This is a genomic window from Flavobacterium cerinum (assembly GCF_024496085.1).
GTDB classification, from domain to species: Bacteria; Bacteroidota; Bacteroidia; order Flavobacteriales; family Flavobacteriaceae; genus Flavobacterium; species Flavobacterium cerinum_A.
Genome location: NZ_CP101751.1, coordinates 344,970 through 371,891, shown reverse-complemented (window position 1 = coordinate 371,891; position 26,922 = coordinate 344,970). Strand labels below are relative to the sequence as shown.

Annotated in this window: 24 protein-coding genes and 2 tRNA genes; 18 read left to right on the top strand and 8 right to left on the bottom strand. The window is 37.4% G+C overall.

Going from position 1 to position 26,922, the window contains the following annotated elements:
* Positions 1-237 precede the first annotated feature (237 nt).
* Genes NOX80_RS01590 through NOX80_RS01580 form a run of 3 tightly spaced genes read right to left on the bottom strand, consistent with a single transcriptional unit; the run spans position 238 to position 2,067 of the window.
* The gene (locus tag NOX80_RS01590) at positions 238-945 is read right to left on the bottom strand and encodes a tRNA1(Val) (adenine(37)-N6)-methyltransferase (protein WP_256551589.1); all 708 of its coding nucleotides are present in this window, start codon (positions 943-945) and stop codon (positions 238-240) included.
* A 17-nt stretch (positions 946-962) separates the two neighbouring features.
* Positions 963-1,493 (bottom strand): ribosome maturation factor RimM, encoded by a 531-nt coding sequence (gene rimM, locus NOX80_RS01585; RefSeq protein WP_256551588.1) that lies wholly within the window; start codon positions 1,491-1,493, stop codon positions 963-965.
* 16 nt (positions 1,494-1,509) lie between these two features.
* Positions 1,510-2,067 carry a 30S ribosomal protein S16 gene (locus NOX80_RS01580; RefSeq protein WP_256551587.1) on the bottom strand — a complete coding sequence of 186 codons (558 nt, stop codon included), beginning with the start codon at positions 2,065-2,067 and terminating at the stop codon, positions 1,510-1,512.
* A 252-nt stretch (positions 2,068-2,319) separates the two neighbouring features.
* On the opposite strand from NOX80_RS01580, the gene NOX80_RS01575 reads away from it, so the two are divergent.
* The 12 genes from NOX80_RS01575 (at position 2,320) to NOX80_RS18595 (ending at position 14,826) form a co-directional block, all read left to right on the top strand.
* Positions 2,320-3,003: a DUF6252 family protein gene (locus NOX80_RS01575; RefSeq protein WP_256551586.1), complete on the top strand. Its 684-nt coding sequence runs from the start codon at positions 2,320-2,322 to the stop codon at positions 3,001-3,003.
* A gap of 147 nt (positions 3,004-3,150) precedes the next feature.
* A complete protein-coding gene (locus tag NOX80_RS01570; protein WP_256551585.1) occupies positions 3,151-4,509 on the top strand; it encodes a TolC family protein in 1,359 nt (452 codons plus the stop codon).
* A gap of 38 nt (positions 4,510-4,547) precedes the next feature.
* A complete protein-coding gene (locus NOX80_RS01565) occupies positions 4,548-5,597 on the top strand; it encodes an HlyD family secretion protein (protein ID WP_256551584.1) in 1,050 nt (349 codons plus the stop codon).
* 2 nt (positions 5,598-5,599) lie between these two features.
* Positions 5,600-7,183, top strand: a complete 1,584-nt coding sequence (locus tag NOX80_RS01560) for an MFS transporter (protein WP_256551583.1) — start codon at positions 5,600-5,602, stop codon at positions 7,181-7,183.
* Positions 7,184-7,287: 104 nt separating this feature from the next.
* Positions 7,288-11,790: a DNA polymerase III subunit alpha gene (dnaE, locus tag NOX80_RS01555; protein WP_256551582.1), complete on the top strand. Its 4,503-nt coding sequence runs from the start codon at positions 7,288-7,290 to the stop codon at positions 11,788-11,790.
* Positions 11,791-11,946: 156 nt separating this feature from the next.
* A complete protein-coding gene (gene trxA, locus NOX80_RS01550; RefSeq protein ID WP_136404020.1) occupies positions 11,947-12,264 on the top strand; it encodes a thioredoxin in 318 nt (105 codons plus the stop codon).
* Between the two features lie 115 nt (positions 12,265-12,379).
* Positions 12,380-13,306 (top strand): DUF58 domain-containing protein, encoded by a 927-nt coding sequence (locus NOX80_RS01545; protein WP_256551581.1) that lies wholly within the window; start codon positions 12,380-12,382, stop codon positions 13,304-13,306.
* Between the two features lie 86 nt (positions 13,307-13,392).
* Positions 13,393-13,469, top strand: a tRNA-Asp gene (locus NOX80_RS01540).
* 283 nt (positions 13,470-13,752) lie between these two features.
* A tRNA-Asp gene (locus NOX80_RS01535) sits at positions 13,753-13,829 on the top strand.
* A 51-nt stretch (positions 13,830-13,880) separates the two neighbouring features.
* On the top strand, positions 13,881-14,120 hold the full coding sequence (locus NOX80_RS18600) for a GIY-YIG nuclease family protein (protein ID WP_371926070.1): 240 nt from the start codon (positions 13,881-13,883) through the stop codon (positions 14,118-14,120).
* Between the two features lie 113 nt (positions 14,121-14,233).
* The gene (locus tag NOX80_RS01530; RefSeq protein WP_256551580.1) at positions 14,234-14,473 is read left to right on the top strand and encodes a GIY-YIG nuclease family protein; all 240 of its coding nucleotides are present in this window, start codon (positions 14,234-14,236) and stop codon (positions 14,471-14,473) included.
* A 113-nt stretch (positions 14,474-14,586) separates the two neighbouring features.
* Entirely contained in the window at positions 14,587-14,826 is a 240-nt protein-coding gene (locus NOX80_RS18595; RefSeq protein ID WP_371926069.1) for a GIY-YIG nuclease family protein, read from the top strand.
* Between the two features lie 328 nt (positions 14,827-15,154).
* Here the strand turns inward: NOX80_RS18595 and NOX80_RS01525 are convergent, their stop codons facing one another.
* Both NOX80_RS01525 and NOX80_RS01520 read right to left on the bottom strand, forming a co-directional pair.
* Complete coding sequence (locus tag NOX80_RS01525; RefSeq protein ID WP_256551579.1) at positions 15,155-15,871, bottom strand: LexA family transcriptional regulator; 717 nt, start codon at positions 15,869-15,871, stop codon at positions 15,155-15,157.
* A 265-nt stretch (positions 15,872-16,136) separates the two neighbouring features.
* Positions 16,137-16,838 (bottom strand): S24 family peptidase, encoded by a 702-nt coding sequence (locus NOX80_RS01520; RefSeq protein ID WP_256551578.1) that lies wholly within the window; start codon positions 16,836-16,838, stop codon positions 16,137-16,139.
* Positions 16,839-17,434: 596 nt separating this feature from the next.
* On the opposite strand from NOX80_RS01520, the gene NOX80_RS01515 reads away from it, so the two are divergent.
* The 3 genes from NOX80_RS01515 (at position 17,435) to NOX80_RS01505 (ending at position 21,934) form a co-directional block, all read left to right on the top strand.
* Complete coding sequence (locus NOX80_RS01515; protein ID WP_256551577.1) at positions 17,435-18,904, top strand: hypothetical protein; 1,470 nt, start codon at positions 17,435-17,437, stop codon at positions 18,902-18,904.
* An 11-nt stretch (positions 18,905-18,915) separates the two neighbouring features.
* On the top strand, positions 18,916-20,379 hold the full coding sequence (locus NOX80_RS01510) for a tetratricopeptide repeat protein (protein WP_256551576.1): 1,464 nt from the start codon (positions 18,916-18,918) through the stop codon (positions 20,377-20,379).
* A 112-nt stretch (positions 20,380-20,491) separates the two neighbouring features.
* The gene (locus tag NOX80_RS01505; RefSeq protein WP_256551575.1) at positions 20,492-21,934 is read left to right on the top strand and encodes a T9SS type A sorting domain-containing protein; all 1,443 of its coding nucleotides are present in this window, start codon (positions 20,492-20,494) and stop codon (positions 21,932-21,934) included.
* Positions 21,935-22,000: 66 nt separating this feature from the next.
* Here the strand turns inward: NOX80_RS01505 and NOX80_RS01500 are convergent, their stop codons facing one another.
* Positions 22,001-22,501, bottom strand: a complete 501-nt coding sequence (locus NOX80_RS01500; RefSeq protein WP_256551574.1) for a DUF456 domain-containing protein — start codon at positions 22,499-22,501, stop codon at positions 22,001-22,003.
* A gap of 92 nt (positions 22,502-22,593) precedes the next feature.
* Here NOX80_RS01500 and NOX80_RS01495 point away from each other — a divergent pair, with 92 nt between their 5' ends.
* Positions 22,594-23,073: a hypothetical protein gene (locus NOX80_RS01495; RefSeq protein ID WP_256551573.1), complete on the top strand. Its 480-nt coding sequence runs from the start codon at positions 22,594-22,596 to the stop codon at positions 23,071-23,073.
* Here NOX80_RS01495 and NOX80_RS01490 read toward each other — a convergent pair.
* Entirely contained in the window at positions 23,054-24,196 is a 1,143-nt protein-coding gene (locus tag NOX80_RS01490; protein WP_256551572.1) for a glycosyltransferase family 2 protein, read from the bottom strand. The genes NOX80_RS01495 and NOX80_RS01490 overlap by 20 nt on opposite strands.
* Positions 24,184-25,128: a hypothetical protein gene (locus NOX80_RS01485; RefSeq protein WP_256551571.1), complete on the bottom strand. Its 945-nt coding sequence runs from the start codon at positions 25,126-25,128 to the stop codon at positions 24,184-24,186. The genes NOX80_RS01490 and NOX80_RS01485 overlap by 13 nt, the downstream gene beginning before the upstream one ends.
* 23 nt (positions 25,129-25,151) lie before the next feature.
* Between NOX80_RS01485 and ruvC the strand changes: the two genes are divergently transcribed.
* Both ruvC and hemW read left to right on the top strand, forming a co-directional pair.
* A complete protein-coding gene (ruvC, locus tag NOX80_RS01480; protein WP_256551570.1) occupies positions 25,152-25,706 on the top strand; it encodes a crossover junction endodeoxyribonuclease RuvC in 555 nt (184 codons plus the stop codon).
* 7 nt (positions 25,707-25,713) lie between these two features.
* Positions 25,714-26,841, top strand: coding sequence for a radical SAM family heme chaperone HemW (hemW, locus tag NOX80_RS01475; RefSeq protein ID WP_256551569.1), 1,128 nt, complete (start codon positions 25,714-25,716; stop codon positions 26,839-26,841).
* Positions 26,842-26,922: the final 81 nt, after the last annotated feature.

Below are 26,922 nucleotides of genomic sequence, written 5' to 3'. Positions count from 1 at the left end.
TTATAAATTTTGGTTCACAAAAGTAAGGAAACAAAATCAACTTTTCAACACTATAACATCCTATAATATAGATTTGAATTAAAATTTAAGAATATAGAATCTGTGATTTAAAAATGTTTTTGTTTAAAATCTGTGAAAAATTTAAAAAACACAACCTTGTTAAAAATAACAACATTTTATTTTTAATGTAACATTTTGTAAAAAAAAAGAGAAAAGAGAAAAGAGAAAAGAAGTGATTTATAATTTTAGATAGAAGTCTTTAGTCAATTCGGTATATTCGGGAGTATATTGATGACGAGCCGTTTCAATAATTAATTCGTCAGTTTCCGGGTGAAGCGTTTCGTTTCGTGAAAAAGCAATCAGGCTGCGTTTTACTTCGGTAGTCGGAGTGCCTTTGACCCGGGTAATTTTAAAAGGATATAAATCCGATTCTTTAGCTAAATCGATAAATCGTGTTTCTTCTTTAAAAGGAATGATAACGGAGAAAACACCGGCTTCTGATAATAAAACCGACGCGGCTTCTACAAGCTCTTCAAACGGCATGGCATCTTCAAAACGGGCAAGATCACGTTGCTCATTTTGAGAGTGATAAGTATCGGTGTAAAAAGGCGGATTGGAAACAATCAGATCGTATTCGTCTTCAATTTCTTCTGCAAATTCATCCAAAGCGGCGTGATAGCAAAACAAACGGTCGTTCCAGGGACTGCTCTCGAAATTGTCAACAGCTTGTTCATAAGCATCTTCGTCGATTTCCAAAGCATCAATCTGCTCGGCGAAACTACGTTGTGCCAACATCAAAGCGATTAATCCGGTTCCGGCTCCGATATCAAGTATGCTGTAAGGTTGTTGATCAACCGGTGTCCAGGCGCCTAATAAAACGCCGTCAGTGCCTACTTTCATAGCGCAGCGATCTTGTTCTATACGGAATTGCTTGAACTGGAACATAGTGAAATAATGCGGAATTAATTGTTCAGGTATAAATCAACCAGACCTTCCGGAGTGTTAAGAACCACTTTTTTATTCGCTCTGTCAATCGTAACAATAAAGTTATCAATCATCGGAATTAAGATTTCAATTCCGTTAAAAATGATTTCAAATAAAGGTTGAGCAGTACTGTCGTTAATGGAAGTGATTTTTCCGATTAACCCTAGCCGGGTGTCTTCGACATCAAAACCGATAACTTCGTGGAAATAAAATTTATTGCCTTCCAGTTTAGGAAGGGCACTTAGCGGTAAATATAAAGGACATCCGAGTAATTTGTCGGCTTCCTCTTCGCTTTCTACATCTTCAAAACGAATTCTTAGAAAATCGTTTTTATGTAGCGAACAGCTTTCAATAAAAAAAGGAACCAGATTATTGTTGAATTCAACAAAAACTGATTCCAATTCTTCGTACATTTCAGGTTCGTCCGTGTCTAAATAAGCCAGAACTTCACCTTTAAAGCTGAATTTTTTAGCGATTTTACCTAAATAGAAGCATTCTTCTTTACGCATGAAATCGCAGGATAAATTAAGCTTGAGTTTCTTCGTTGTTTTCTTCAACAGCAGGAGCAGCCTCTTCAGCAACATCTTCTGTAGATGCAGCTTCTTCAGTAGCAGCAGCCTCAGCAGCTTTAGCAGCTTCTTCAGCAGCAGCTAAACGCTTAGCGTTAACTTCTTGCTCTGCTTTTAACGCTTTAGCTTTAGCATCAGCCTGAGCTTTGATTAAACCGTCTTTTTTAGCGTCAACTTTAGATACTTTTTCGTCTAACCAAGCAGCTAATTTAGCATCAGCTTGCTCTTGAGTTAAAGCACCTTTACGAACACCTCCGTCTAAGTGGTGTTTTAATAAAGCACCTTTGTAAGAAAGGATAGCTCTTGCAGTGTCAGTTGGCTGAGCACCGTTGTGTAACCATTGTACAGCACTGTCAAGGTTTAAGTCGATAGTAGCCGGGTTAGTGTTTGGATTGTAAGTTCCGATTTTTTCTAAGAATTTACCATCTCTTTTTGCGCGAGCATCAGCTGCAACGATCCAGTAAAAAGGTTTCCCTTTTTTACCATGTCTTTGTAATCTAATTTTTACTGACATAATCTTGTGATTAAATTTTGAGGTACTCGACCTCTGTTAATTAAGGGTGCAAATATATAAAACTTTTAAATACAAACGAATACAATATAATATAAATATTCTGAGCGGATTAGAGGTAAAAACGGTAACTATCGTTTTGAAAACAAGATATGTTGAGAACTTTTGTGATTTTTTATGATTTTATTAGCTTATTATCTATAAAAAACTATTTTTGTAGAAATAAAAGAACCCAAATATTAATTTGAATTTAAAATGAAAAAAATACTTTCCCTTGTAGTTCTTATGGCAGCATTCACTTCTTGTGAGGAGAACGTACAGTTTAATGATCCGTCTCTTCAGGGTGAAAAGAATTATGGTTTATGGAGAGCTGCTGATGCTCATGCTTCTATCGGAGCTGACGGATCGGTTACAATTGAGGGAATCACTGTTGATGAGCAAGTGGTTTTAAGAACGTCTTCTTTTCAAAATGGTACCTATTCTTTAGGAACTACAGATCAAAGTAACAGAGCAAGTTTTATCTCGACTATGAACGGAGTGGAAGATATTTTTACAACCGGTGTTACTAACGGACCGGCAAGTAAGATTGCTTTATTAAACGGAGGAACGGGATATGGTAACAGTACCGCTGCTTTTACAACGGGAGGTTCCGGAACGGGTTTACAGGTAGCTGTTTTAACAACTTCGGGTGTTGTAACGAATGCTTTGATTAGCTTACGCGGAAACGGATATGTACCGGGTGACATCGTTACAATTGTTGGTGGAGATAATCAGGCGAAATTCCGCGTGGTTAATGTTCAGGGAAGCGATGGTGAAATTACTATTGAGAAAATTGAAAACGGAACAATTACCGGAAAATTCAAATTCCATGCTAGAAATGATAATGATAGTATTGTATCGTATCAAAACGGAGTATTCTATAAAATTCCAATTTATTAATACAAAACAATCGTATAAAATAAGCCACCTTTTTAGGTGGTTTTTTTATATAATACAAATGGCTGAAATGAATAAATATTTGTCTTTTTAAGATTTTAACACTCGCCGGAAACTAGCCAACTTTGCTCCATATTTATTGATGGACTTATGCATCGCAACAGGCTGGTTTTTTCAGACCACAAAAAAAAGAGCATTTCAGGTAGCCTTTTAGGGACTATTCTGATCATTACAGGGGTGACTACAATAAACGCCCAGCAAGTTACCCGGTTAAACTTGCATGATGCATTACAAACGGCAACGGAGAACAATCGGTTTGTTCAAAAAGCGGCTATTGAAAAGCATATCACAAAGGAAAACGTAAAAGAAAAAAAAGAATTGCGATTACCGGATGTGGAATTGCATTCGCTGTACTCCCGAATTACGAATCTGACGGAATTTCAAAGTGGCTTTCTTCAGGGAAAGCAGGTGACTAAGACGATTCCGGAAATTTATGATGTTTCGGCCTCATTCCGAATGCCGTTATATGCCGGGAATAAAATTCGTACTACCATAAAAATAGCGGAAAAAGAATCGGAATTAGCGGAATTAAAAGCTGAAAAAACAGCTAATGATGTGAAGTTAAGAGTGGTTGCTTCCTTTCTGAATATTTATAAAATGATGGAACTTCAGGGCATTCTGTCGGAAAGTATAAAGGAAGAAAAAGAACGACTTAAAGAGGTTCAGTCATTTAAAAAACATGGTACGGTAACTAAGAATGAAGTGTTAAGTGCGGAGTTGCAACTGTCAGATCGGGAATTGGATTCGCTGACCAACCAAAAGAATATCGCAATTGCACTACATGATCTGAAAACTATATTGCAGCTTAGAGAAGAGCAGCAAATAGAATTGGATACTACACAATTACTTTCTGCATTGCACAAAGGAGAAACGTATGAATTTTTCTTAAAAGAGGCGATGAATAATGAAGAGATGAAAATGGCAGGTAAAGAAGTAGAAATCGGTATGCTGGAAAAGAAAAGGGTACGGGCAAATTATTTTCCGGTGATTAGCCTTTTCGGAAACTACAGCTTTAAATATCCGAATTATATGTTTTTTCCGCCGGATCCGTATCTCTATTCGTTGGGACAGGTTGGTGTAGAAGCTACTTTTAATCTGTCGAATCTGCATAAAAACAAAACAAAATCCAGATTAGCCGATCAGCAATTGGAAAAGCAAAAAATGGAGGCCGGAATCATAAAAGATGCCGTCGAGGATGCGATTTTTGCAGATTATACACACTATCAGGAAACGAGGGCGCGTATTCCGGTTACGGATAAAGCATTGGCTCTGGCGACTGAAAATTACCGTATAGTTAAATTAAAATACCTGAACCAATTGGTGTTAATTACCGAAATGATTGATGCCGACAATGCTTTACTGGAAGCCCGATTTAAAAATACGGCCACAAAAATTGATGCGGTAATGAAATACTACGAATTACTGCATACAGCAGACATGCTACACTGATTATTCCAAATTCAATATTCTTAATACAGTTTTACAAGATGGGGACACAAAAGGGGCCAAAGGCACATCGTTCTTTTCATACATTGATTACCGTTATCGCAAGTATTATCGTTTTTAGCGGAATCGTAATCGGAATCTGGTTTCTGATTTTTTATAACAACCATGAAGAAACCAATGACGCACAAGTCGATCAGTATGTTACTCCGGTAATGGCGCGGATTACGGGCTTTGTGCAAGAAGTTCGTTACGAAGAAAATCAGTTGGTTCATAAAGGAGATACGCTGGTTGTAATTGATAACAGGGAATATAAATCGCATTTAAACCGGGCATTGGCTGATGTTACGAATGCTCAGCAAAATATAAACGTACTGGAAAAAAATGTAGCGACGGTGTCTAATACGGCTTCAGTACAGGAATCGCAATTGGCAGCCGCCAAAACGGAAGTCTGGAAAACGGGTCAGGATTATCAGCGTTATAAGGCTTTGTTGCAGGAAGAAGCGGCTACTGAACAGCAATTGGAACAAGTGAAAGCGGCTTACGAAACCGCTAAGGCGCGTTATGATGAAATAAGAAAAATGATTCGTACAACAGCGTTGAGTACGGCGGAAGCCAATTCGAAAATTCCAACGGCAACGGCGGTTGTGGAGTCGAATAAAGCGTTGGCGGACAATGCTTCTCTTTTCTTGTCGTATACTGTAATTACAGCGCCATATGATGGTTGGGTCGGAAAAAAAACAATACAGCCGGGTCAGATGGTAAAGGAAGGTCAGACATTGGTGTCGATTGTGAGTAAGGAGAAATGGGTAACGGCAAATTTTAAAGAAACTCAGGTGCAATACCTGGAAATTGGTCAGGAAGTGGAATTAAAAGCGGATGCTGTAAAAGGGCGTGTCTTTCGCGGTGTGGTAGAATCGCTATCACCGGCTAGTGGCGCACGATTTTCGTTGTTACCGCCGGATAATGCCACCGGTAACTTTGTAAAAATCGAACAACGGATTCCGGTTCGCATCCGACTGATGGAAAATGACGAGCAAACCCGGTTTTTACGAGCGGGGATGAATGTGATTGTGATCGCGGAACACCGATAGTGATGGCACAAAATAGTGTTTTTAAACCCTGGGTTCCGAACTGGGCAATTATTCTGATCCTTATTTTTTGTATGCTGCATTCGATGGTACTGTTGGGCGTTTATACTTCTAATGTAACATACTCGGCTAGTTTTCTCGATGTTGATGTTGAGGATTTGCAGTTTTCGCTATGTGTGACATACGGGACTTTTTTGGCTACAATTATGATCGAAAGCCGATTGTTTAAATTCTTCCCAACGAAAAAGTATTTTATTGTCATTTATAGTCTGGCGGCGATCACGTTTATATTGTCGGCTTATACAGATAATTATTCGGTTTTTATTATGCTGCGAATGGCCGAAGGAATATTGATGGCTTTACCCTGGATTCCTCTACGTCAATTGTTGATCACTCGATTTAAATCTAAAAATGCAGTGATCATTGGTTTTAGTTGTAATTACGGAGCCTTGTTGTTGGCTTCTCCTTTTATAATGAATATAGCGGTTTGGTTGCTTGAAAATTACGACTGGACTTATATGGCGTACGGATCGGCATTGTTTCAGGTGTTATGTGTGGCTTTGGTAATGCTGACGTTTAACAATAATCGGTTTCATAAAAAAATTCCGTTGTATCAGGTCGATTGGGCGAGTTATATTTTAGTGCTGACAGCTATTTTGTGCGGCTCATTTTTCTTTATTTACGGCGAACGAAAATATTGGTTGGATTCACCGCAGATTATCATGGCGTTAATAATAGCCTTAATTACAGGCGGATTGTTTATCGTACGTCAGCAATTGGTAAAAAGACCTTGCTTTGATATGGCTGTATTTCGTTATGCAAATCTTAGAACCGGCTTTTTTCTTTTTGTGATTTTTTATATTTCGAGAGCAACGCTAAACATGTGTCATAGTACAATGTTTGCAATCTGGAATTGGGAACCTTCCCGGGTGGCGCAGGTACAGTATTTAAATGTAATCGGAAATGTAATCGGAATGATACTGGCCGGGATTTTTCTGGCAAAAGGTGTGGCGACACGACTTATTTTTAGTATCGGTTTTTTAATTTTTGCAGTGTATCATTTTTGGTTTACGTTTCTTTTTGTGCCGGATGTAGCCTTGTCGGATATTGTGATTCCGTATATATTACAAGGCGTGGCAGTGGGTGTATTATTTGTTCCGCTGGTGTTGTTTACAGTGTCTTCTGTTCCGGTTCAATACGCGCCTTTTTCCGGGACAATTGGTGTAACAGGCCGTTTTTGGGGGAGTACAATCGGCTTTTGTCTGATGCAGAATGCGCAGGTCATGCTTCAAAAAATACATTTTACAAAGCTTCGCCAGTTTGTGTTGTCCGAAAGTCCGGAAACAAATGAGCGATTGGTAAAAGTGACGCAAAGTTTTGTTAGTAAAGGATATACAACGGATGATGCTTATCGGTTGTCGGTTCAGCAACTGATTAATACGGTTTCAAAACAGGCAGTATTGCTTTCGAATATGGAGATTTTTACCGTGATGGGATATGCATTATTGTTTTTAGTAATCTTATTATTACTAAACCGACACCTGAAACAAACGTTCGATCTTTTTAAAAACAGGGTATGGGGAAGTTAGCAGTGCTGTTAACAACTTCTGCTATATTCTTTCTTTAAAAAGCAGTACATTTGAAAATTACTTTTTTTGAAATACTACAGATTTTAAAATTCTGATTTTTAGCTATGTACTTGATATTTGATACGGAAACAACAGGTTTGCCACGAAGCTGGTCAGCACCCATTACCGATACCGATAACTGGCCTCGATGTATTCAGATTGCCTGGCAGTTGCACGACGAAATGGGAAACCTGGTTGAACATCAGGACTATCTGGTAAAACCGGAAGGATTCAATATTCCGTATGATGCCGAACGGATTCACGGGATTTCAACCGAACTTGCAATGGAGCAGGGTATCGGATTGATGGAAGTACTCGAAAAATTTAATATAGCACTTTCTAAAGCTAAATTTATTGTCGGTCAGAATATCGGTTTCGACGTCAATATCATGGGATGTGAATTCCATAGGATGAATATAGGAAGTACAATGGCTCAAATGCCGATTCTGGATACTTGTACCGAAGTAACGGCTGAATTGCTTAAACTTCCGGGTGGTAGAGGAGGACGATATAAATTGCCTACGCTTACAGAATTACACCAATATCTTTTCGGTGAACCGTTTGCGGAAGCACACAATGCAACGGCCGACGTTGAAGCAACCACACGCTGTTTCCTGGAATTAATAAAAAGGGAAATATTTACAAAAGAGGAACTGGATGTTGAAGCCGACTACTTTTTAAATTTCCGTCAGAATCACCCGAGAGAAATTCAGCTGATCGGATTGCAACATATCAATCTGAAAGCGGCTTCGGATGCTATTCGTAAACGATTACAACAAGAAGAAGTTGTAAACCGGCAAACCGTATCGGAAGAGGATAAAAAAGAATTAAAAGATGCTGCTTTTGCACATTTACATAATCATACACAATTTTCGGTTTTACAGTCTACCATCGGAATTAACGATCTGGTAAAAGAAGCGGTAAAATTTAAAATGCCGGCTGTGGCAATGACCGATACCGGAAATATGATGGGAGCGTTTCAGTTTGTAAGCGCGGTATTAAACCATAATAAAACAGCGGCAGCTAAAAATAAAGAAGCCGAGGAAAAAGGAGAAGAGCCAACTGAAGTTGAAGTGAAGCCAATTGTAGGCTGTGAATTCAATATTTGTGAAAACCACAAAGACAAAACCAAAAAAGACAACGGTTATCAGGTAGTCCTACTGGCTAAAAATAAAAAAGGGTATCACAATCTGGCTAAAATGTCTTCGATTGCCTATACCGACGGATTTTATTACGTACCCAGAATTGACAAAGCCATAGTCGAAAAATACAAAGAAGATATCATTGTTTTAACCGGTAACCTTTACGGAGAAGTGCCGAGTAAGATTTTAAATATCGGAGAAAATCAGGCAGAAGAAGCTTTGATTTGGTGGAAAGAACGGTTTGGCGATGATTTATATATTGAGGTCATGCGCCACAATCAGGAAGATGAAAATCGGGTAAACCAAACATTGATTGCCTTCTCTAAAAAACATAATATTAAGCTTGTAGCAACCAATAATACCTATTATGCAGCTAAAGAAGATGCCAATGCGCATGATATTTTACTGTGTGTAAAAGATGGGGAAAAACAAGCGACACCGATAGGTAGAGGACGCGGATACCGCTACGGATTACCGAATCAGGAATACTATTTCAAATCAGGTGAAGAGATGAAAAAGCTTTTTACCGATTTGCCTGAAGCGATTATCAATATTCAGGAGATTGTCGATAAAATTGAACCGTATTCCCTGTATCGGGATGTACTACTTCCGAAATTTGATATTCCGGAAGAATTTCAGGTTGCCGAAGATGAAGAAGATGGCGGAAAACGAGGGGAGAATAAATTCCTACGCCACTTGACCTATGTTGGAGCGGCAAAAAGATATGAGGAAATCACGGATGCTATTCGCGAACGTCTGGATTTTGAATTATTAACGATTGAAAAAACCGGATATCCGGGATACTTTTTGATTGTTCAGGATTTTATTGCCGAAGCCCGAAATCTCGATGTATCGGTCGGACCGGGACGGGGATCGGCTGCCGGATCTGCGGTAGCATATTGTCTTGGAATTACCAATATTGACCCGATTAAATACGACTTGCTTTTTGAGCGTTTCCTGAATCCGGATCGTGTATCCATGCCCGATATCGATATCGATTTCGATGACGAAGGCCGTGGACGTGTAATGGACTATGTAATCAATAAATATGGTGCCAATCAGGTTGCGCAGATTATTACCTATGGTAAAATGGCAACCAAATCGGCGATCAGGGATACGGCGAGGGTATTGGATTTGCCGTTGTTTGAAGCCGACAGGATTGCAAAACTGATCCCGGGAATGATGCCGTCCAAATGGAATTTGGCGCGTTTCCTTTCGGAAGATGAAGACCTGGTGAAAAAAGCCCTGAAATCATCGGAAGAATTTGATCGGGTTAAAGAATTAATTGCAATTGCAAGAGAAGAAGATCTGGCCGGTGAAACAATTCAGCAAGCGAAAACATTGGAAGGATCGTTACGAAATACAGGAATCCATGCCTGTGGGGTAATCATTACACCGGATGATATCACTAATTTCGTTCCGGTTACTACGGCGAAAGATTCGGATTTATATGTTACGCAGTTTGATAACTCTGTAGCGGAAAGTGCCGGATTGCTGAAAATGGACTTCCTGGGTCTGAAGACCCTTACATTGATTAAAGACACCGTGAAATTGGTGAAGTACAGAACCGGTATCGAACTGGATCCTGAAAACTTTCCGATTGATGATGTGGAAACATACGAACTGTTCCAAAGAGGTGAAACCGTCGGGATTTTCCAATACGAGTCACCCGGGATGCAGAAATACATGAAAGAGCTGAAACCGACTGTTTTTGCCGATCTTATTGCGATGAACGCCTTGTATCGTCCGGGACCGTTAGAATATATTCCTTCCTTTATTCGCCGAAAAAACGGAGATGAACCGATTGTATACGATTTGGATGCCTGCGAAGAATATTTGGGAGAAACCTACGGAATTACGGTATATCAGGAACAGGTAATGTTGCTGTCGCAAAAACTTGCCGATTTCTCAAAAGGGGATGCCGACGTATTGCGTAAAGCGATGGGTAAAAAACAGAAAGAAGTACTGGATAAAATGAAATCCAAGTTTATCGATCAGGCAGTAGCCAAAGGGCATGATGCGGTAAAACTGGATAAAATATGGAAAGACTGGGAAGCGTTTGCGAGTTATGCATTTAATAAATCCCACTCGACTTGTTATGCCTGGATTGCCTACCAGACGGCTTTTTTAAAGGCGCATTATCCGGCTGAATATATGGCAGCGGTACTGTCGAATAATATGAATGATATTAAACAGGTATCCTTCTTTATGGAAGAATGTAAGCGGATGGGACTTGAAGTACTTGGACCGGATGTGAACGAATCGTATTATAAATTTACGGTAAATGAAAATTATGCAGTCCGATTCGGAATGGGAGCGATCAAAGGTGTTGGTGGTGGTGCTGTAAATACAATAGTTGAAAATCGAAAGGACGGAAAATACAGATCAATATTTGATTTGTCGAAGCGAATCGATTTACGGGCGGCAAATAAAAAAGCATTTGAAAATTTAGCATTGGCCGGAGGATTTGATTGTTTTGCCAGTACACATCGGGCACAGTATTTTCATACGGATGGGGACAATCTGACCTTCCTTGAAAAAGCAATACGCTATGGCTCAAAATTCCAGGAAAATGAAAATTCATCTCAGGTTAGTCTTTTCGGAGAATCCAGTGATGTGCAAATTCCGGAGCCGGTTGTACCTCCTTGCGAAGAATGGAGTACAATGGAAAAGTTGGCTAAAGAAAAAGAAGTGGTCGGGATTTATATTTCCGGACATCCGCTGGATGATTATAAATTTGAAATGAAATATTTCTGTAATTCGGATCTGGATGCTCTTAAAAATATGGAATTACACGTCGGGAAAAACCTTAGTTTCGGAGGTATTGTTACCGGAGTAGAACACAGGGTGGCCAAAAACGGAATGGGATTCGCCAGTTTTAACCTTGAAGGTTATGATGAAAGTTACCGCTTTTCGATGTTTAGAGAAGATTATCTGAAATACCGTCATTTTCTGGTAGCCAATTATTTTATGTACTTTAAAGTAAATATAAAAGAAGGTTGGGTTAATAAAGAAGGAAAGCGTACAGAGCCGAGAATCCAGTTTTTAGATGTGAAACCATTACAGGATGTACTTCCTTCATTTGCGAAAAAATTGATTATTCAAATGAATATTAATGAGTTGCAACAAAATATGATTGCAGCTTTAAATGAAGTGTTCCAGATGAATAGAGGAGATCATAGTGTGACTTTTGAAGTGATGGAACTGGAAAAAATTAAACGCACCGTTGAGGTTGCGCCGGTAAATGAAGACGAAAATACTACAGATGAAGCGGTTGAGGATGTAGAAATAGAAATTCCGGAAGAAAAAGAAGAGATACGGGTAGTGACGAAATTAACTATGCCAAGTCGAAAACTGAAAATAAATATTTCAAATGAACTATTGCAGGAACTGGAAAAATTGCAGCTGAATTTCCGTTTGAACTAAATCTTTTTCTGACAAGATGAAAAATAGTGCAGGATTCCTTAAAAAAATGTGAAATCAATTTTAGTAATCCGGGCATAATGAAAACTGATTTGAAGATTTTATAAAAATGAAAATAAAAAGCTATTTTTGTAGCAATAAATTCTAAAAGAAAATAAAATGGCACAAGCAATAACAGATGCTACTTTTGAAGAGCTAGTATTGAAATCAGATAAACCGGTTTTGGTTGACTTTTGGGCAGCATGGTGTGGTCCTTGTAGAATGGTGGCTCCTATTATTGATCAACTTAGCGAGGAATACGCAGGAAAAGCGGTTATCGGTAAAGTTGATGTAGATGCTAATCAGGAGTTTGCTGCAAAATACGGAGTACGTAATATTCCTACTGTTTTGGTTTTCCAAAACGGAGAAGTGGTAGGACGCCAGGTTGGTGTTGCTCCAAAGCAAACGTACAGTGATGCAATTGATGCATTATTATAATCCTTGCGATTATTCAATATAAAAAGCCCTGCTATGCAGGGCTTTTTATATTTTTATACCTTGCAGATTTCTAAAACCTGTCAGGTATAAAAATTATCTCATTATCTTTGGAAATATGAAAATTGATAATCAAATAGCAAAAATTTCCAGTTTTCAGCATTTGGAGCTTTTAGCCAATCAAATTGTTGAAGGATTTATCTCAGGTATGCATAAGAGTCCGTTTCACGGGTTTTCAGCCGAATTTGCAGAGCATAAGGTGTATAATTCCGGCGAGAGTACGAAACATATCGATTGGAAGTTGTTTGCTAAAACCGATCGTTTATATACGAAACGTTTCGAAGAAGAAACGAATTTAAGATGCCATTTGATTCTGGATAATTCCTCGTCCATGCATTATCCGAAGCTGGAAGGGGATCAGCTGTTTTTTGAAAACAAGATCGGATTTTCCGTTTTGGCTTCTGCGGTACTAATGAATTTATTAAAAAAACAGCGGGATGCGGTAGGGTTGAGTATTTATTCGGATACGTATGAATATTATGCTCCTGAAAAAGGAAGCGAGCGGCATCACCGGATGTTATTGAATGTGCTGGAGCAAACCTTGCAATCGCCTAAAGAATCAAAAAATACGGATACTATTACTTTTTTACATCAGATTGCTGAAAATATCCACAGACGATCGATGGTGATTTTGTTTACTGATATGTTTCAGGGGGAAGATGATGAACGTCTTTTTAAAGCATTACAACATTTAAAACACAATAAGCACAAGGTAGTTTTGTTTCATGTAATTGATAAAAAAACGGAATTTCGTTTTGATTTTGACAATGCTCCACGAAAATTTATTGACTTGGAGACGGGTGAACAGATCAATCTTTTTGCTGAAAATGTTAAAAATGACTATGAAAAATTGGTTAGTGACTATTTTGCTAAAGTCGCCAATACCTGTTCACAGTATAAAATTAAGTATGTTCCGGTATCAGTCGATGAAAAATTTGAAAAAATTATGACAACCTATTTAGTTGAAAAACAAAAGTTTGGTTGATTGTAGTAAAATTATATTGATTTTTTTTATTATTTTATTTGGAGAAATGGAAAAGGGTTGTATATTTGCAACCGCAATAAAGCACTGGTTTGGTAGTTCAGTTGGTTAGAATACATGCCTGTCACGCATGGGGTCGCGGGTTCGAGTCCCGTCCAGACCGCCAGTAAAGAGGAAGCCTTTCGAAGAGAAAGGCTTTTTTGCCCTCTTAAAATATTTAAGATTAGTTGTGTTGTTTAGGTACGCAAGTACCAGGTTTAGTAGTTAGACCAATGAAAAGCTTTCCTATGTTTCTGAGTGCTCAGATTCCGGAGGGCTTTTTTGATTTTTTAAGTCCTAAGTTTTGTAAATGTTGAAATTCAGGGAGTTATAAAAAACATGATTTTTTCTTTAAAAAATGTTTGCAAATCGTGAAAAACGTTCTATATTTGCACTCGCAATCAAGCACTGGTTTGGTAGTTCAGTTGGTTAGAATACATGCCTGTCACGCATGGGGTCGCGGGTTCGAGTCCCGTCCAGACCGCCAGTAAAAAGGAAGCTCTACAGAAATGTAGGGCTTTTTTTGTGTCTTTAATAGATGTGCTATGTTTATGTGATTTATTCGAGAGAACTGGATGTTTATTATAAAGGATTTACAATGAATTTGGATAGGCGTTTAGAGCGTCATTTAAATGGAGAGAGCGAGTACACTTCGCGTGCATCAGATTGGGTGTCGGTCTATAGTAAAATGTATGAAACAAAAAAGGAGGCGCTGATAGAAGAAAAGCGTTTAAAGAAGTTAAATCGAGCTTCTCTTGAACGATTATTTCAAGGTTAGAATATAGGTCTGTCATCTCGTCTTAAGGGACGAGACGGGTTCGAGTCCCGTCCAGACCGCCAGTAAAAAGGAAGCTCTACAGAAATGTAGGGCTTTTTTTGTATCTTTAATAGATGTACTATGTTTATGTGATTTATTCGAGAGAACTGAATGTTTGTTATAAAGGATTTACAATGAATTTGGATAGGCGTTTAGAGCGTCATTTAAATGGAGGTAGCGGGTTTACTTCGCGTGCATCAGATTGGGTGTTGGTTTATAGTAAAATGTATGAAACAAAAAAGGAAGCATTGATAGAAGAAAAGCGTTTAAAAAAGTTAAATCGAGCTTCTCTTGAGCGATTATTTCAAGGTTAGAATATAGGTCTGTCATCTCGTCTTAAAGGACGAGACGGGTTCGAGTCCCGTCCAGACCGCCAGTAAAAAGGAAGCTCTACAGAAATGTAGGGCTTTTTTTGTATCTTTAATAGATGTACTATGTTTGTGTGATTTATTCGAGAGAACTGGATGTTTATTATAAAGGATTTACAATGAATTTGGATAGGCGTTTAGAGCGTCATTTAAATGGAGGTAGCGGGTTTACTTCGCGTGCATCAGATTGGGTGTCGGTCTATAGTAAAATGTATGAAACAAAAAAAGAAGCGCTGATAGAAGAAAAGCGTTTAAAGAAGTTAAATCGAGCTTCTCTTGAACGATTATTTCAAGGTTAGAATATAGGTCTGTCATCTCGTCTTAAGGGACGAGACGGGTTCGAGTCCCGTCCAGACCGCCAGTAAAAAGGAAGCTCTACAGAAATGTAGGGCTTTTTTTGTGTCTATTAAGTTGTATTATAGAGTTTGAAAAATCGGCGGTTTATGGAGGTGGAATTTAATTTATGTATGAGTGGAAAGAAAAGATGTAATAATGTATTACAAGGCTCCTGGGTGGGTGTGATTGGTGTTTCTGTAGATTGTTTTATTTTAGACTTGAACTTTCGATAAAAAAAGAAGGCCTCTCAATATGAGGGGCCTTCTTTTTTAGGTTTTGTATCTTGAAATGTTATTCCATATGAATAACGCCGACAGAAATAGCGATTGCGTTGATTTCGCGTTTATGTAGTTGAAAAGGCAGGAATTCCGGGTTCTCCGGGATTGCTAATAGATGATCTTCGTCCTTACCTTCCTTTATTCTTTTTATTAATAATCCTTGAGCGGTACTTATAATGTAAATGCGGTTCCACTGCAAAAAGGAGTCTATCGGAACTCTTTTGCAAGCTACCAGATCACCGCTGTTATATTTCGGACTCATGGTATTTCCGTTAACGGTAACTAGAAAGTCGACGTCTTTAAATGCGGGAATATGATATTTCTCAATAATATGTTCCGATGCAATCAAAGCTTTGTATTTGATTTTTGCAAAAGCAGTATCGGAGATTAGTGGGATAAGTGTTGCGTTTTTAAGAGAAACACTGTCGAAATTGACATCTTTATCCGATGGTGGATAGGTTTCATTGGTTTCATTTGTAACGGAATGTTGGGGTGGTGATTTATATATGTTGTCTTTTCGAAACATAGTCGTATTCCCTGTTAAAAGCCATTCCGGTGAGATGTCGGGAAAAGCCCTTAGTATGTTGTTTAACGTGTCGTCTTTTAGGCTTGCGGTTCTTTTTATGGCGATTTGAATAGAATTGTTGGACATCTGTGTTTTCTTTTCAAAACCACTGATGGATAGACCGTAGTATCGTATTATTTCTTTGACGCGTTCTATAGGCTTCATGTAAAAAAAATGTTTAGATTCAAATAATAGGTTGTTGTGGGGTTGGGGTTGATTGTTATGAGGAGATTGCGTTTGTTTTGTTATTAGAAACAAAAACATCAATATGTAAAAATATAAAAAATATATAAATGGATTAATGAAGGTTGTGTTTATATGGAACTAATGTCTGCTATTGGGTGAATATTGTTCTTTAGTTGAGCGGAAAGAATGGATTTTAAGACTAAAATGAAATTCAGTGGTAAAATAGTTTCTTATTATGAAACTCTTATAGTAAATGGATAATTCCAATGACTATGGCGATAGTGTTTATCTCGTTTTTATGTAACTGAAACGGTTGAAATTCTGAGTTTTCCGAAACAAGTAAAACATGGTTTTGGTTATTGCCCTCTTTTATCCGTTTGATTAGTAATCCTTGTGGAGTATTGATCAGGTAGATGTGATTCCATTGTAAAAAAGTGTCTGTTGGTATGGTCTTACAGGCGGCAAGATCTCCGTTGTTGTATTTTGGACTCATGCTGTTTCCTTTGATTGTAATTAGAAAATCTGCATTTGTGAGGTTGGGTATGTGATATTCTTCTATAATATGATCCGGTGTAATAAAGGGAATCTGTCTGATATTAAGTAGTGTTGTGTCGGAAATTAGAGGGATGAATTTTGAGTTTTCGTCGCGACTATTTGTTTGTGTCGTTTGATAACTCCCGGCGTTTTCATGGGTTATGCTATTGGTGGGTGTTGTGTGGTATATCTTTTCTTTTCGTAACATTTTGCCGTTTCCTGTTAAAAGCCATTCGGGCGAGATGTTAGGAAAAGCTGTGAGAATGTTGTTTAGTGTTTCGTCTTTTAATTTGGCAGTTCGCTTTATCGCAGTCTGTATAGAGTTGTTTGACATGTTGGTTCTCTTCTCAAAACTGCTGATGGAAAGGTTGTAGTATTGTATTATTTTTTTTACGCGTTGTATGGGCTTCATAAGATTTTTTTTGTTTTTAAACAATATTCTTGTGTTTTTTAGAATATTGTTTTATATTTAGAAAAGAGTTTGTTAATAAAATTTTATATCAGAAACAATTAAAATAATATGTAAAGTTATGGAAAAAAATAAGTGTAACAAATACAATGTGCTTGTAATTAATAGATTATCTGAAAAATACGGCATAACGGGATATTATGTTAGGCAATGTCTTAGAGGTGATAGAAAGAATTTAACCGCTGATCAATTGAGAAAAGAGTATAGTTTTTTGAACAAGGCAATTGTGAAGTTATTAGAAGAGAATTGACAATGCGTCAATAAGAATTTTTGTATTGGCAGGTATATTAAGATTATGTTATAGTTGTTTTATATGTAACATATTATGTAAAAAATGTTAATTTTGTCACTTTGCGCGTTGAAAATACTCTGTCAATGAACGATGTAAATACTGGATAATTGCTGATTATTTAGTAAAAGCGAATCATTTTATCCCCAAATCTGCCAGATGAATACATTTGGTCTGCTATATAAATGATGGAACTTTATATGTGCAACGAGGTTGTCATTATGGGTATTGGATAATTTAGGGGGATTTTATGAAGAATTTAATTTTGTGTATACTATTGTCGGCAATGTCCCAGTTGATACACGGACAGAAAAGGCAAGTGGAATTTGATAACATGTTCAGACGGGTATTATGTCTGGACAGTATTACGCCATCCCAGTCGTTAGATGAAGGTTTAAAAGCGTTAGCTTATGCTAATCAAATTAATTATGGTAAAGGAATCGTTAAGGCAACCTTATTTGTTTGCGAGTATTATATCAGGAAAGGTAATTATGCAAAAGCATTGTCATATGCAGCTAAATCAGAGAAAATAAAATCGTTGCCGGACGATTGGGATAAAGTAAAACTAAAACGGGTTAAGGCAAAATGTCTGACCTATTTAGGGTTTTATGAAGGGGCTGAAAAAGCATTGGATGAAATCCTGTATTATATAGATAAGCTACCGGATGAAAAGACCAGAGAAATCCAAGAGGGGATAATCTATGCTGATATTGGAATGAACTATTACGAAAATAGGGAAACACGACCAAAAGCATTAGTTGCCTATCGAAAAAGCCTGGAAATATTTAATTCATTAGACAATCTAGAGCCACTTAAAAAGCAGTATACTTTCTTTATACTGGTGAAAATAGCATCATTTTATCGGAAACAGAAAAGTTTGGAAAAAATGCAGTTGTATTTGAAAAAAGCAACGGCATTTTCAGATTCTTTAAAGAATGATCTGGGAAAGGCAGAATTCTTTTATAATCAGGGAATTGTAAAATCTTCGGAGGCTGATTTTAATGCCGGAAAATCATATTTTCAAAGGTCATTAAAAATTCTTAAAAAGGAACATAAGGTCACCTATAGAAAAGAACTGTATTATGAATTGTTTACTGTTTGCCGGGCTTTACAAATGACGGATAGTAGCCGGTATTACAGACGACAATATATGATATACAGTGATAGCATTCATCGGATGTATAAAAAGAATGTCAGTAAAGCAATTCATTTTTTTGATGAGGAAAAAAAACAGGAAATGAAGGAAAGCTCCTTCCGGTATTTCATCATCATAATGCTATGTGTTATTCTTGTTTTGGTAGGCTCTTCTAAATTATTTCAGTTTCATAAGAGATACATCGTACTGAAAGAAGAGAAAAAAATAATTGATGATCAATTAAAAGAAAATAACAGTACTCTTGATCAACTAAAAGATAAAAATACCCCGGATTATATCGATAATGTAAGATTGGAGCAATTGGCTAAAGAAGGAAACCAGGCTTTTCTTATTGAATTTAAAAAATATTACCCGGATTTCTATGATAAACTGATCGGATTAAATTTAAGAATTAACGGAGATCTGAAATTTTGTGCGTTAATCCGACTCAATTTTAACACTGCCGAAATAGCGGATTTTACGAGAAGCTCGATGAGAGCAGTAGAGTCAAGAAAGTACAGAATCAGGAAAAGATTAGAAATACCAAGTGGTAAAGATATGTATGAATGGTTTCAGGAGCTTTAAAACAAAATAAAATGATAAAAATATTTTTATTCGGACTGATTGTTTTCTTACCGCAATGGTGCTACTCTCAAAAATATTCGGAAAAACAAATAGATCATTTACTTGATAGTATTGGTCAGTTTGAAAAAGATAATCCAAATAAAATTTTTCCTGTCAGTTTTGACTGTTATAATGCTTCTCGTGAGATCGATTATAAAAAGGGAATGGCTAAGAGTTTGCTATTGTCAGGAAGAGGAATGATGTTATTAGGACAGTATGATGAAGCTTTAAAATATGCAGTCAAAAGTGAAGCCATTGCCGGAAAACAATGTTATAATGTAGTGCTATGTGGCGTTTGCCGACTGGAGGCGGAATGTTATAAATCGTTGGGAATGGAATTTCAGGAGCATAAACTTCTTAAAAGAGCAATGACGCTTTCAGAAAGTATCCGTGATCAATATAAAATGCACTACGAAAAAGGGTGTGTTTTTAAGGATCTTGCCAACTACTATGAACGAACGGAAAAACAAGATTCAGCATTAGTGTTTTATGAAAAAAGTGATGATGCTTTTAGTAAAATGAAAGCTGGATATAGTAAAAACTGTAATCGTTCACTGGCTGCTTCCGGAATGGCTATGGTTTGTACAGAAAAAAAACAATATGATTTGGCAGCGATTTATTTGGCTGAAGCAGAAAAACAGGTCGCATTTACAAATTGTGTTGAAGCACAATTAAAAATTTTCAGAAATAAAGCCAGACTGGAACTGGCAAAAGGAAATGATAAGGCCGCAATAGACAATTACCAAGAAGCTTTAGCATTGGCAAAAAAACTAAATAGGAAAGAATTAGTAAGCCTGCTGTATTATAAATTGTCTATGCTGTATGAAAAAACAGGGCATGATGATAAAGCAGATCAGTGTTTTTTAGAATGTCATAAAATAAACAACCACCTTGATGTATTTACGGGGAGTATCGGTGAATTTCCTGTGAAATTAGCGGTAAAGAATACAGAACAGCAGATTAAAAAAAGTAATATGGGAATGGTTACGGCCTTGTTCTTTGCTGTGGTCTTTATAGTGTTCCTGATAGGTAGGATTATTTGGTATATACGGAAGTCAAAAGAGGAAAAACAAGAAGTAGATTTTAACGGATTACGTTTGCAACAAAAAGAAGAATTGTTAGAGAAAGCGAAAGATGTTGACAGTATTACAATAGAAAATATCGTACAACTGGCTAAAGAAGATGACCCGCAGTTTTTAATACAATTTGCTATTGTTCACCTGAATTTTTTTGAGCATTTGACAGAATTGAAACCGCAATTAAAAGAGGAAGAAATGAAAATATGTGCGATGCAAAAACTGGGATTTTCAGTTAAGGAAATTGCTATTATTACAGATGCTTCGGTACGATCTGTAGAAGCCAGAATCTATCGGGTTCGAAAAAGAATAAAGGAACAAATTGATGAAGGTAAAAGAGGATGGTTTGAAATGCTATAATAAAATGATAGCGGAAAATTAAATTTGTTATAATTGTTTGAAACATGTTTTATTTTGATTTTTATGAATTTTTGTTTTTTATTTTTATATAAAATACTAATAAATTCATAATATGATAAAAAAGCATTTGTTTTGGATGTTCTGTCTTACATTGGGAACGGTAAAGGCACAGGAATTTGTTATAAGAGAAATGCCTTCTTTGATCAATGTACAATATAGTGCAGTGACTTTTGCTGATGTAAACGGAGATAACAATCCAGATTTATTGATCAGTGGTGCTGACGGAGGTTATTTACTGCGTACAGATTTATATCTGAATGACGGACAAGGGAATTTCGCTCCGTCTGGTAATTCCGGGCTTATGGTAATCCGGGAAGGGAGCACGGCTTTTGCAGATATTGATGGTGACGGTGATCAGGATTTACTGATTACCGGTATAACCGAGGTAGTGACGCCAAGCGGAAACTATGGAACGCGGGTAAAATTATATCGAAATAACGGATCCGGTTTGTTTACGGAAATTCAGGATTCTGGACTAACAGCTGTAAGTCAAAGTGACGTGCTATTTCAGGATATCGATAATGACGGCGATCCGGATTTATTTATGGCCGGACTTACACAGGGAGGAGCAGTAACAAACCTTTATGTTAATGACGGTAACGGGAATTTTACATTGGCTAATGCTAATATCCCGGCTCGAATTAATTTGATCAATCCGGCTATAGCAATGGCGGATATCGATAATGACGGTGATCCTGATTTAATGTTAACCGGAATGGACGGATCAGATAATCAAATCCGGATGGCACTGTATAAAAATAACGGATCCGGGATTTTTACCAAAGTGAATAACCCGGGAATCGAACCGGTTTTTACCGGAGGAGCTGCTTTTGAAGACATCGATAATGACGGCGATATGGATTTAATAATGGTCGGCGCCGATCCGGTATATGCCAAAGTAGCAAAATTATACCTGAACGATGGAAGCGGAAATTTTACTTTAAAAAGTAATACACCTTTTATCGGTGCACAATACGGTAGCGTGAAATTGGCAGATGTAAATAACGATAGTTTAAAAGATATTCTAATTACCGGATACCGGAACCCGAATATGCGTGCCGATTTATATCTGAATAATGGAAATGCCGAATTTACAATGGTAGCGGATACACCTTTTATAGGAATGACAAATAGTGCTTTCGCTTTTGAAGACGTAGATAATGATAACGACATGGATGTGGTAATTGCCGGTTCTAATTCGCCATTAGGAACGTTGACAAAGTTGTACATCAATCAGACGAATACATTGTCAGTTGTAAACCCGGAGATCAATAACGTAAAACTATATCCGAATCCGACAGTAAATACAATCAATCTCCAAATTCCGGCTAACATACAAGTCGAAAAAATCGAAGTATATGATACGCTGGGTAAATTAGTATTGCAAAAGGAGAGCTCTGAAGTTATATCAGTTGAAAGCTTGTCGGCCGGATTATATACGGCGGTAGTTTATACGAACCACGGAGTGATAAAAAGTAAAATCGCAAAACGTTAATCAAACACATACCCGACCGGTTTTAAAACCGGTCGGGTGTGTCAAGGCGAAAATCGGTCGGGTATATCAAAACCAAATATGACGATAATCCCATACTTTGGCTAAAAAAAGACCAAAATAAACCATGCAAACCACGAATTTGATAAAAGTGGAAGCCAGAAACCCGATAAAAGATCCGGTTGCGGCTTTAACGGCACGTTGATGGTCTTTGTTATCGTAAATCAGTTCGCCTACCAAAGCGCCTACAAACGGACCGATGATAAAACCGAAAGGAATCGGAGCGATTAACCCGATTACTAATCCGATATTGGTTCCCCAAACACCATATTGGCTACCGCCGAACTTTTTAGTGCCTTTAGCCGGAATAATATAATCCAGAATACCGACAACGATTGCGATAAATAAGGTAATACCTAAAATCCAATAACTAAACGGAATGCCCTTGGTAAGATAAAGCAATAATAATCCGAGCCAACTAATGGGAGGTCCGGGCAAAATGGGAAGAAAACTACCCACAATGCCAACCAGCATACAAATGAAACCCGTTATCAATAAGAAGTATTCCATAATTTTTTTAGTACTTTTGACGACTTAAAGTTACGATTTATCATTTTAAGAAAGAACAGTGATTTGTAAACCTGTTTTAAGAAAAATAAAAAATGAAAAAATACTGGTTCTCATTCTTTATAATAGCTGCGATGACTTCCTGTCAGTTTTCTGATAAAAAAGTGAAGTCAGAAGAAGAACTGTTGCAAAAAGAACTTAAAAAGATAGATTGGAAAAAAGTAGATGCCTTTCCAACCATTGACGCCTGTGAAGCTATTACGGATGAAACACAGCGCCGACAGTGTTTTTTCGAATACCTCACACAAACCATACAGGAAAAACTCAATGTTGATACCCTTGCGATTTTATATCCGGAAATTGATACTATTGCAGTAAAAGTAACGGTGTTTCCCAATGCAACAATTAAATTTGAACCGCAGTTTCCTAAAGATAGTGTGGCATATGACAAGGTCAAAATAGATAGTATACTACACAGTCGCTTAGTCGATTTTCCAAAAATCAATCCGGCAATTAAAAGAGGGGTTCCGGTAAAAACACAATTTGTACTTCCGGTTATTTTGAACGTAGAGTAAATCGCCGTCCTTTCCATGAATACGATCCGCCAAGTGAAAACAACGCGACCAAAACACAAAAGAAAGGATAAATAATACTACTGATCAATATCGAAGTCGTCTTCATTTTTAAAAAACGGTTGGTTTGAAAAATCAGAATCCAGTCGATTAAGAGTTTTGTTACGACAAAAATGCCTAAAAGAAGTCCGCTTATTTTTCCGGTAATGAAAAGAATTGTGGAAACCAATAAACTAAAGTTGGCTAACAAAACAAGAATAGCCAATCCTTTTGAAAAATCGGATTGATAAGCACCCGATTTAGAAGCCCATCGAATATGTTGTACAAAAAGAGATGTCCAGCTTTTGAGTGGTTTTGTTTGTACAATGGCTGCTTCTGATTTTAGATAAAAAACACGCTCCGGATAACGTACGATAGCCTTTTGTAAAAGAAAAACATCATCACCGCTACTAATATTGGAATTACCTTTAAAACCATCCAATTCTGCGAATAAATCCCGGTCGTAAGCCAGATTAGCGCCATTACACATAAAAGCTTCGTTTAATCCGAAACTACCAATAGTGGCACCTTGAAGACTTAACAAGTCCATTTGTTGGAAATGAGATAACAATCCGGGGTCTTTGCGAAAAGAAACCGCTCCGATAATCATTTTAAAATCGTGTTGCTGAATACAACGGTCGAAAGTAAGCAACCATCCGGAAGGAATCATACAATCAGCATCCGTCGTCACAATCCAGTCTTTTTTTGAAATGGAGACGGCACGTGTAATAGCATCTTTTTTAGGAGCATTGGTTGTACGGACATTATCCAGTATCGTCACATGAAAAGCAGTATGCTCCATCCGCCAGGTATTGATAATGCGAACGGAATCGTCTTCGGAAGCATCATCCACAAAAATAATTTCAAATAAATCTTTCGAATAAGTCAATGCCGTTAAAGAGTGAAGTAAATCCGGCAGATTATCTGCTTCATTACGAAAAGGAACCACAATTGAAAATGTTGTTTTTTGCGCGGATTCAGAAGGGGACTCAAAGCGTTTTATCTTTGAAGAACCATAAATAAGTAAGCCGATAAAAATGAGATAATCAATAAAAATCAGGCAAAAAAACAAGATTACGATTTCCATGGTGACTTAAAATTTAAAACAAAATAACTACCGATGACAACCGGTAAAACGACATTTAAAAACCACATCAAGGTACTGATAAAAACCACAATCCATTCGTTTACACCTAATAATCCGAAAAAATAAAGCGCGACACTTCCTTTAACGGCAAAATCCAGAAATTGAAAAGTAGGTAACGATGAAGCCAGAAAGTAAACACTGGTGATAGTAGCCATTAGTAGCCAATACGGCAGATCTACATCAAAAAGGAGAAACAAAATATAGTATTGATGCGAAAATACCAAATAGCGGGCTATAGCTAGCAATACATTCTTTTGATGTACGGTTTTCGGAATCTCATTGATTTTATGAATCAGTTTTTCAATCGAATAACCTTTAATGGTAAGGCGTTTGGCGAGAAACAGAAGTAGAATAACAACAACCAGTATTCCGAATAAAATAAGTACAGATTGAGGTGTTATTACCTGAAACGAAGCGTTAAAATAAAGCAGTCCGAATAACCCGAAAATAACGGTTAATATCATTTGTATGCCGTTACAGATAAGGTTCAGGAAAACGATCTTTTTGGTTTGGGGTTTTTCAAAGAACAACGCTTTTCCGGCATATTCTCCGATACCGTTAGGCGTAAATATAGCAGCTGTTAAAGCACCTAAAACTTGTCGGGAAGCTTCGCCGACAGTTATTTTCCGAATCACCGAAACCAGATTTTGCCATTTCAAAATCTCCAGAAAACGATTTAAAAAGGTCAATAATAAAATAAAGGCAAAACTGGCAAAAGATTGTTTGCTTTTGATCAAATTGATGAATTTATCCCAGTCGAGCCGGTCGTTTTGCATCAGTTGATTGTAAATAAAATAAAAAGCGGCTCCCACAATCAAAAGTTTGACTACAAGAACCAGGAATTGTTTAGCTTTGTGGGATACAGAAATCATCGCTGCAAAATAACAAATTAAAATTGGCAAACGAACGCATCATATTAGGAATTGATCCCGGTACGACGATTATGGGATTTGGTTTGATAAAGGTTATCAATAAAAAAATGGAATTTCTACAGTTAAACGAATTGCAACTGTCTAAATATGATGATCATTATGCCAAATTAAGAATCATTTTTGAACGTACAATTGAGTTAATCGAAACCCATCACCCAGATGAAATTGCGATCGAAGCCCCGTTTTTCGGAAAAAACGTACAGTCGATGCTGAAACTCGGAAGAGCGCAAGGGGTTGCTATGGCCGCCGGTTTGTCGCGTCAGATTCCAATCACAGAATACGAGCCGAAAAAAATCAAAATGGCAATCACCGGTAACGGAAATGCCAGTAAGGAGCAAGTGGCTAAAATGTTACAGCAGTTGTTGGGACTTAAAGAATTACCTAAAAATCTGGATAGTACCGACGGATTGGCTGCGGCTGTTTGTCATTTCTTTAATTCCGGAAAAATTACCGCCGGAAAAAGCTATTCCGGTTGGGATGCTTTTGTAAAACAAAATGAAGATCGGGTAAAAAAATAATAGTCATTTGGCAGGAATCTATATTCACATACCGTTTTGTAAGCAGGCGTGTCATTACTGCGATTTTCATTTTTCGACTTCTCTAAAGAAAAAAGACGAAATGGTGCAGGCTTTGGTACAGGAATTACAATTGCGCAAAAGCGAATTTAAGGACGAAACGGTTGAGACCATCTATTTTGGAGGCGGAACACCTAGTATTTTGCCGATTTCTGATATCCGAAAGTTGATTGATATTATATTTCAAAATTTTACTGTTGCGGCCAATCCTGAAATTACAGTAGAAGCCAATCCGGATGATTTATCGGAAGCGCAGATTATAGCACTATCTGAAAACGGAATTAATCGACTAAGTATTGGAATCCAGTCGTTTTTTGAACAGGACCTGAAACTAATGAACCGGGCTCATAATGCGGAAGAAGCAATGAAATGCCTTCAAATCGCAACGCAATACTTTGATAATATTTCAATTGATCTGATTTACGGAACACCGGGAATGGACAATCAGCGATGGCTGGAAAATATTAAAAAGGCATTGGAACTCGGAATTCCGCATATTTCAAGCTATGCTTTAACGGTAGAACCTAAAACAGCATTACAACAATTTATCAAAAAGGGAATTGTTTCGCAACCGGACGATGCTGTGGCGCATGAGCAATTTCTTTTGTTAGTTGATCAACTTGAAGCGAACGGATTTGTTCATTATGAGTTGTCTAATTTCGGTAAGGAAAATTATTTTTCGCGAAATAATTCAGCCTATTGGTTAGGGAAAAAGTACATGGGGATTGGCCCGTCTGCTCATAGTTATGACGGTGTACATCGAAGTTGGAACATCGCCAATAATACGCTGTATTTAAAAACAATTGAAAAAGGAGAACTGCCATCGGATATAGAAGAATTAACGATAACCGATCGTTATAATGAATATGTGATGACCGGATTACGAACCATCTGGGGTGTATCGCTTGACCGGATTGAAAAAGAATTCGGATTGCAATATAAAGACTACCTTTTAGCAGAATCACAACCGTATCGCGATAACGGAAAACTGGATCTTACAAATGCGGTATTGCGTACAACACGTAGCGGTAAATTCTTTAGTGACGGAATTGCGAGCGATCTGTTTTTTATAGATTAAAAACACTTTTTAAAATTGACTTCCTAAAGGTAAAATCCTACGCGAAAAGGTTTATATTTGAAATTATAAAAGACCTTATTA

What these genes read in the sequence shown, in the direction of transcription:
- NOX80_RS01490 (WP_256551572.1), bottom strand. Translation starts at nt 24,196, where the DNA reads ATGGAAATCGTAATCTTGTTTTTTTGCCTGATTTTTATTGATTATCTC.
- NOX80_RS01500 (WP_256551574.1), bottom strand. Translation starts at nt 22,501, where the DNA reads ATGGAATACTTCTTATTGATAACGGGTTTCATTTGTATGCTGGTTGGC.
- NOX80_RS01560 (WP_256551583.1), top strand. Translation starts at nt 5,600, where the DNA reads ATGGCACAAAATAGTGTTTTTAAACCCTGGGTTCCGAACTGGGCAATT.
- NOX80_RS01590 (WP_256551589.1), bottom strand. Translation starts at nt 945, where the DNA reads ATGTTCCAGTTCAAGCAATTCCGTATAGAACAAGATCGCTGCGCTATG.
- dnaE (WP_256551582.1), top strand. Translation starts at nt 7,288, where the DNA reads ATGTACTTGATATTTGATACGGAAACAACAGGTTTGCCACGAAGCTGG.
- rimM (WP_256551588.1), bottom strand. Translation starts at nt 1,493, where the DNA reads ATGCGTAAAGAAGAATGCTTCTATTTAGGTAAAATCGCTAAAAAATTC.
- NOX80_RS01525 (WP_256551579.1), bottom strand. Translation starts at nt 15,871, where the DNA reads ATGAAGCCTATAGAACGCGTCAAAGAAATAATACGATACTACGGTCTA.
- NOX80_RS01530 (WP_256551580.1), top strand. Translation starts at nt 14,234, where the DNA reads ATGTACTATGTTTATGTGATTTATTCGAGAGAACTGAATGTTTGTTAT.
- NOX80_RS01510 (WP_256551576.1), top strand. Translation starts at nt 18,916, where the DNA reads ATGATAAAAATATTTTTATTCGGACTGATTGTTTTCTTACCGCAATGG.
- NOX80_RS01580 (WP_256551587.1), bottom strand. Translation starts at nt 2,067, where the DNA reads ATGTCAGTAAAAATTAGATTACAAAGACATGGTAAAAAAGGGAAACCT.
- NOX80_RS01495 (WP_256551573.1), top strand. Translation starts at nt 22,594, where the DNA reads ATGAAAAAATACTGGTTCTCATTCTTTATAATAGCTGCGATGACTTCC.
- NOX80_RS01575 (WP_256551586.1), top strand. Translation starts at nt 2,320, where the DNA reads ATGAAAAAAATACTTTCCCTTGTAGTTCTTATGGCAGCATTCACTTCT.
- NOX80_RS01485 (WP_256551571.1), bottom strand. Translation starts at nt 25,128, where the DNA reads ATGATTTCTGTATCCCACAAAGCTAAACAATTCCTGGTTCTTGTAGTC.
- NOX80_RS01570 (WP_256551585.1), top strand. Translation starts at nt 3,151, where the DNA reads ATGCATCGCAACAGGCTGGTTTTTTCAGACCACAAAAAAAAGAGCATT.
- trxA (WP_136404020.1), top strand. Translation starts at nt 11,947, where the DNA reads ATGGCACAAGCAATAACAGATGCTACTTTTGAAGAGCTAGTATTGAAA.
- NOX80_RS01545 (WP_256551581.1), top strand. Translation starts at nt 12,380, where the DNA reads ATGAAAATTGATAATCAAATAGCAAAAATTTCCAGTTTTCAGCATTTG.
- NOX80_RS18600 (WP_371926070.1), top strand. Translation starts at nt 13,881, where the DNA reads ATGTGCTATGTTTATGTGATTTATTCGAGAGAACTGGATGTTTATTAT.
- NOX80_RS01565 (WP_256551584.1), top strand. Translation starts at nt 4,548, where the DNA reads ATGGGGACACAAAAGGGGCCAAAGGCACATCGTTCTTTTCATACATTG.
- NOX80_RS01515 (WP_256551577.1), top strand. Translation starts at nt 17,435, where the DNA reads ATGAAGAATTTAATTTTGTGTATACTATTGTCGGCAATGTCCCAGTTG.
- NOX80_RS18595 (WP_371926069.1), top strand. Translation starts at nt 14,587, where the DNA reads ATGTACTATGTTTGTGTGATTTATTCGAGAGAACTGGATGTTTATTAT.
- NOX80_RS01520 (WP_256551578.1), bottom strand. Translation starts at nt 16,838, where the DNA reads ATGAAGCCCATACAACGCGTAAAAAAAATAATACAATACTACAACCTT.
- NOX80_RS01505 (WP_256551575.1), top strand. Translation starts at nt 20,492, where the DNA reads ATGATAAAAAAGCATTTGTTTTGGATGTTCTGTCTTACATTGGGAACG.